Here is a 5,112-nt window from a genome sequence, read left to right as displayed (position 1 = left end):
GCCGCCGGCGGCCTTGACCTCTTGCGCCACGAAGCGGCTGCACTTGACGTCATAGATGATCTGCGCGCCCGGGTTGCGCGAGAGCACGTCACGTGCGAACAGCATGAGCTGGCGATCGGGCCAGATGATCTCGCCCGACTTGGTGACCACGCCCAGACGGTCGCCGTCGCCGTCGAAGGCGATGCCCAGATCCAGGTTGCGCGCCTTGACCTCGCGGATGAGGTCTTCCAGATTGTGCGGATCGGCCGGATCAGGGTGGTGATTGGGGAAGTTGCCATCGACCTCGCAGAAGAGCTCGGTGACCTCGCAGCCCAAAGCGCGGAAGAGTTGCGGAGCGACCGCACCGGCCACGCCGTTGCCGCAGTCGATCGCGATCTTTAGCGGACGGGCAAGCTTCACGTCACCTGTGATGCGGCTGATGTAGTCGCCCACCACGTCGAGCTCGCGACGGATGCCGGGCGTGGCGTTGGCCACCGGATGCGCCATCGATTGCGCAAGCGCCTGGATGTCGTCGCCGTAGAGCGTGTCGCCCGCGAGCATCATCTTGAAGCCGTTGTAGCGCGGGGGATTGTGGCTGCCCGTGATCGCGACACCGGAGCCGGTGTTCTGGGTGTTGGCGGCGAAGTACACAAGCGGCGTGGGCACCATGCCGATGTCGATGACGTCGATGCCGCCCGAGAGCAGGCCATTCTGCAGGGCCTCGGAAAGCTCGGGGCCGGAGAGGCGGCCATCACGGCCGACCACGACGGCACGTACGGCCGCATCGCGCGCCTTGGCCGCCAGGGCCTGACCGAGTGCGTGGGCAAAGCCCGCATTGATCGTGTCGGGCACGATACCGCGGATATCGTAAGCCTTGAAAACGCTGGCGGGCCACGATGACTGGGGCGTGTTGCCTGATGTCACGGATGCATCCTCTGGATTGAAAGACTCGGAACGGAAGACTCGTTATAGTCGTCCATTATCACTCATCCCCTCTCGCGCAGCTTGGCCGCGCCGCTACAATCTGTACCAAGTCCTTCGCACTCTGAAAGAGCCGCCATGTCCGAATCCGCATCGCCTGCTTCCGCTGCCTCCCTGGAGTCGCTGTCGCCCAGTCTCAAGGCCGCTGTCCTGGCCGAAGCCCTGCCCTACATCCGCCGTTTCCATGGCAAGACCGTGGTCGTGAAATACGGTGGCAACGCCATGACGGACGAAGCCCTGCAGCGCGGCTTCGCGCATGACGTGGTGCTCTTGAAGCTCGTCGGCCTGAACCCGGTCGTGGTGCATGGCGGCGGCCCGCAGATCGACAGTGCGTTGAAGCGCCTGGGCAAGGCCGGCACGTTCATCCAGGGCATGCGGGTGACGGATGCCGAGACCATGGAAGTGGTCGAGTGGGTGTTGGGCGGCCAGGTCCAGCAGGACATCGTGAAGCTGATCAACGAGCATGGCGGCAAGGCCGTCGGCTTGACCGGCAAGGATGGCGGGCTCATCACGGCGCGCAAGCTCGAAATGCCCGATCGCGAGAACCCGGGCCAGACGCTGGACATCGGCTACGTCGGCGACATCCTGCGCATCGATCCGGCCGTCGTGAAGGCCTTGCAGGACGACCAGTTCATTCCCGTCATCTCGCCGATCGGTGTGGGCGAGGACGACGGCATGGCCTACAACATCAATGCGGACGTGGTGGCCGGCAGGATCGCCGAGGTGCTGGGCGCCGAGAAGCTCGTCATGATGACCAACACGCCGGGCGTGCTGGACAAGGAAGGCAAGCTGCTCACGGGCCTCACGGCCTCGCGCATCGACGAGCTCTTCGCCGACGGCACGATCTCGGGCGGCATGCTGCCCAAGATCTCCTCGGCCCTGGGCGCGGCCAAGAACGGCGTGAACACCGTGCACATCGTCGATGGCCGGGTCGAGCACTGCCTGCTGCTGGAAATCCTCACCGATGCCGGCGTCGGCACGATGATCAAGTCGGCCTGAGGGCTGACGCGGGGCCGTGGCGTCGTTCACGGCCTCGCAGATGGGTTCAGGCACGGGCTGGCAAGCCTGCCACGATGCCTGCCGCGGGCGACACCATGTCGCCCTGAGCGGCCATCAGCCGGGCATGGCCCGGTGCCCGCAGACAGGACATGCAGGATCACGCATCACGTTCACCGCACGCCATTCCATGCGCAGCGCATCCACCCGCAGCAAACGTCCCGTCAGCGTCTGGCCTGCCCCTGACAGCAGCTTCAGGGCTTCGGCCGCCTGCGTGCTGCCCACGATGCCCACGAGCGGCGAGAACACCCCCATCGTCGCGCAGCTCACTTCCTGAACGTCGTCGGCAGATTCGGGAAACAGACAGGCGTAGCAGGGCGATGCCGGCTCGGCCGGATCGAATACGCTCACCTGGCCCTCGAAGCGGATGGCGGCACCGGACACCAGCGGCGTGCCGAGCGCGAAACACACCCGATTGAGCAGGACGCGAATGGCGAAGTTGTCCGTGCAGTCGATCACGACGTCGGCAGCCGTGACTTCTTCGCGCAGCAATGCGTCATCCTGCAGGCGCACTGGCAGCGTGCGCACGCGGGCTTCCGGATTGAGGGCAAGCATGGCCGATTGCGCCGACGTCACCTTGGGCGTGCCGACGCTGGCCTGCGTGTGGGCGATCTGGCGCTGGAGATTGGTGAGATCGACGGTGTCGTGATCGGCGAGAACGATCTCGCCCACACCGGCTGCCGCCAGATACAAGGCCACGGGCGAGCCCAGCCCGCCCGCGCCTACCACCAGGGCGCGGGCGGCGAGAAGCCGCTCCTGCCCTTCGATGCCGATCTCGTCGAGCAGGAGGTGCCGCGCGTAGCGCAGCAGCTGCCCGTCGTTCACTGCTGCGGACGCGGTTGGACTGGGGTCGTACCCGGCGTCTTTTCCGGCGGTACCGTCTGGGCGGGGCTCTGACCCTGGCGCTGACGCGTGCCAGCCTCGGCGGGCGGCTTGGCGTTCGCGCCTTCGGCGAGCTCCGTGCCCGGCTGCGGCTGGGCCGCAGCGGCAGATTGCGCCACCGGGCGGCCCTGCAGGAGATTCAGCGCCTGCTGGAGCTGGTAATCCTCGGGGCTGCCGAACTCGATGGGCTTGGGCAGCTCGCGCGCCGCGCCCTGCTGCACCGACAGGCTGGACTTGATCTCGGGGCGGTCCTGATCGTTGGACAGGTGGCGCACCAGATCGGCCTCACGCGGACGTTCGTACAGATCACCCTTGGCCGTTTCCGTGACCAGGTAATCCGGCTCGATGCCGGTGGCCTGGATGGAGCGGCCTTGCGGCGTGTAGTAGCGCGAGGTGGTCAGCTTGATCGCCGTTTCGCGGCTGATCGGCAGGATCACCTGGACCGAGCCCTTGCCGAACGTGCGCGTACCGAGCACCTTGGCACGACCATGATCCTGCAGCGCACCGGCCACGATCTCGGAAGCGGAGGCAGAGCCACCGTTGACCAGCACCACCATCGGCACCGTCTTGACCCAGGCCGGCAGATTGGCCAGGTAATCCGGCCCGCCGCGCAGGTAATCCGCCGGCGTGGCGGTGTACTGCTGGTTCGAATCCGGCGTGCGGCCCTTGGTGGAGACGACTTCCGCGCCCGGGGGCAGGAAAGCACCGGACACACCGATGGCCGCATTCAGGAGGCCACCCGGGTCGTTGCGCAGATCCAACACCAGGGCCTTGGGCGCGCCGCCCTTGCCGAGTTCGGTCAGGTGGCGAGCCAGGTCTTCACCCGTCTTTTCCTGGAACTGCGACACGCGGACGTAGGCCGTACCCGGCGCCACCACCTTGCTGCGCACGCTGCGCACCTTGATGACGTCGCGCATGAGCGTGACCACGATGGGCTTGGGCTCGCCTTCGCGCATGATCGTGAGCACGATCGGCGTCTGCGGCTTGCCGCGCATCAGCTTGACGGCGTCCTGCAGCGGCATGCCTTGCGTGGCGGTCTCGTCGATCTTGATGATGAGGTCGCCTGCGCGCACGCCCGCGCGCGCAGCCGGGGTGTCCTCGATGGGGGAGATCACGCTCACGAAGCCGTCGCGCGTGCCCACTTCGATCCCCAGACCACCGAACTCGCCCTGGGTGACCGTCTGCATCTCGCGGAACGCATCGGCGTCCAGATACGCCGAGTGCGGATCGAGATCGGACACCATCCCGGCGATCGCGCCGTTCAGGAGCTTGCGATCCTCGACAGGCTCGACGTAGTTGTTCTTGATGATGGCGAACACGCTGGAGAACTGCCGCAGTTCGTCCAGCGGCAGCGGCCCGGGCCGCTGCGCCACCGCGGTGACACCCAGGCTGATCGCGACGCCGGCCAGGACGCCGGCGGCCACCAGGCCAACATTGCGGAATTTCGTACTGCTCATGTTTTCCCCCGGGCAGCCGCTGCCGGATTCCCGGCTAGCGCAGCGCTGCCCATTGAAGCGGATCGACCGGAGAGCCCCGGTGTCTGAGTTCAAAGTATATGCCCGTTTCGGCCTGCCCCCCCGAAGAACCCGCGGATGCAACGGCCTCGCCGCCCGTCACGTTATCACCGACTTGCTTCAGGATGGCCTGGTTGTTGCCATAAACCGTCAGATACTCGTTGCCGTGGTCCACGATGAGGAGATTGCCAAAGCCGCGCAACCACCCCGAGAACACCACCGTGCCCGTCGCCACCGCATGCACCGGTGTGCCTTCCGCGGCACGGATGAAGACGCCGCGCCAGGCGCTGCCGCCCTCGCGGGCCTCGCCGAAGCGGCCGGTGATGTCGCCCCGCGCCGGCAGGCGCAGCTTGCCACGCAAGGACGCGAAATTGCCACGCGTGGGCCCGGGCAAGGCTTCGCTACGGGCCACCGAGGCCGGCGCGGCGACGGGTGGCGCGACGGGCTCGGGCACCGGTGCCGGCTCTGGCGTCACAGGCTCAGGCATGACCGGGGCCTGGGCCACCGGCGGCGGCGCGGACGGCACCGGGATGCTCGGTACGGGCTGGGCGCCGCGCTCCTGGAACGTGGAGCGCGCCGAGGACGGATCTGCCGGGGGCTCGGGTGCCGCCGCGCGCGCAGCGGCTTCTGCCGCAGCCCTAGCGGCGGCCTGACGCTCCCGCTCCTCGGCCACGCGGACGGCTTCCCGTGCGCGCGCCTG

General features: G+C 67.5%; 5 protein-coding genes. 1 reads left to right on the top strand and 4 read right to left on the bottom strand.

The window, feature by feature from the left end; translation table 11 throughout:
- Positions 1 to 903: phosphomannomutase/phosphoglucomutase (locus IMZ29_RS22095; protein ID WP_216188419.1), on the bottom strand; the 903-nt coding region annotated here is incomplete at its 3' end.
- A 135-nt stretch (positions 904 to 1,038) separates the two neighbouring features.
- Between IMZ29_RS22095 and argB the strand changes: the two genes are divergently transcribed.
- The gene (argB, locus tag IMZ29_RS22090) at positions 1,039 to 1,959 is read left to right on the top strand and encodes an acetylglutamate kinase (RefSeq protein WP_216188418.1); all 921 of its coding nucleotides are present in this window, start codon (positions 1,039 to 1,041) and stop codon (positions 1,957 to 1,959) included.
- A 114-nt stretch (positions 1,960 to 2,073) separates the two neighbouring features.
- On the opposite strand, the gene IMZ29_RS22085 is transcribed toward argB, so the two are convergent.
- From IMZ29_RS22085 to IMZ29_RS22075, 3 genes are all read right to left on the bottom strand, one after another.
- Positions 2,074 to 2,841 (bottom strand): HesA/MoeB/ThiF family protein, encoded by a 768-nt coding sequence (locus IMZ29_RS22085; RefSeq protein ID WP_216188417.1) that lies wholly within the window; start codon positions 2,839 to 2,841, stop codon positions 2,074 to 2,076.
- Entirely contained in the window at positions 2,838 to 4,355 is a 1,518-nt protein-coding gene (locus IMZ29_RS22080) for a S41 family peptidase (protein WP_216188411.1), read from the bottom strand. The genes IMZ29_RS22085 and IMZ29_RS22080 overlap by 4 nt, the downstream gene beginning before the upstream one ends.
- Positions 4,356 to 4,389: 34 nt before the next feature.
- Positions 4,390 to 5,112 (bottom strand): murein hydrolase activator EnvC family protein (locus IMZ29_RS22075; RefSeq protein ID WP_216188409.1); only part of this gene is annotated, 723 nt, incomplete at its 5' end.

The sequence above is a fragment of the Verticiella alkaliphila genome (assembly GCF_018904615.1).
In the GTDB taxonomy this organism is placed as follows: Bacteria; Pseudomonadota; Gammaproteobacteria; order Burkholderiales; family Burkholderiaceae_B; genus Verticiella; species Verticiella alkaliphila.
This window is presented reverse-complemented; position numbering and strand designations above follow the sequence as displayed.